Origin of the sequence: Limosilactobacillus agrestis (assembly GCF_014145585.1) — a bacterium.
Classification (GTDB): domain Bacteria; phylum Bacillota; class Bacilli; order Lactobacillales; family Lactobacillaceae; genus Limosilactobacillus; species Limosilactobacillus agrestis.
This window is the reverse complement of record NZ_JACIVF010000023.1, coordinates 1-811: the sequence shown is the minus strand read 5'-3', so window position 1 is coordinate 811 and position 811 is coordinate 1. Positions and strand designations below refer to the sequence as shown.

General features: G+C 39.3%; 1 protein-coding gene. It reads left to right on the top strand.

The genetic code is table 11. The annotated features are described in order from the left end of the window. On the top strand, positions 1–811 hold an 811-nt coding region (locus H5R88_RS01800; RefSeq protein ID WP_259393958.1), incomplete at both ends, for a Rib/alpha-like domain-containing protein.

Below are 811 nucleotides of genomic sequence, written 5' to 3'. Positions count from 1 at the left end.
TATTGCGAACCACGTACCAGAAGGTTGGGTAATTAGTGGTAAATATCCAACATCAATTACATTTGGTTCAGAAAACCCAGCTCCAATCAATGTAACTATTGAACACGGAACAAAGGATGTAACTAACGATCCATCACAAGCAGATAAGGTAAACAAGACAATTACTAGATCTGTTGATAAGAATGTGGCTGGTAAGGTTACTAAGGTTGCTAGTCAAAGCGTAACTCTTCACAGAAGTGCTACTGAAGACTTAGTAACTGGTGAAATAACTTATGGTGACTGGAACACTGCTAAGTTTGATGCCGTAACTGCACCAGAAGAAGCAGGATACACAGTAACGAATCCAAATGCCGCACCAGCAATGGATGTAACTGGAGAAACCGTAGATTCAACAGTAACCTTTACTTACACTGCTAATGAACATTCAGTAACTATCACTTATGTTGATAAGAATGGTAAGAAAGTTGGTGGTTACACTGAAACTGGTGTAACTGGAGAAACTGTAGATCCAGAAATTAATGCTCATGTACCAAATGGTTACCATGTAGTTGATAAATACCCAACTTCAATTACTTTCGGTTCAAGTAATCCTGCACCAATTATTGTTCACGTTGAAGAAAACGTAAACCCAACGGATGCGGATAAGAACACTCCAGAACCAAAGGATATCCATACAACTGTAGGTGAAGAACCAAGTCCAGAAGAAGGAATTGGCAATATTCCAAGCTTACCAGGTGGAACTAGTTACACTTGGACTAATGGTGCACCAGATGTATCAACTCCAGGAACTAAGGATGTTCAAATTACAGTA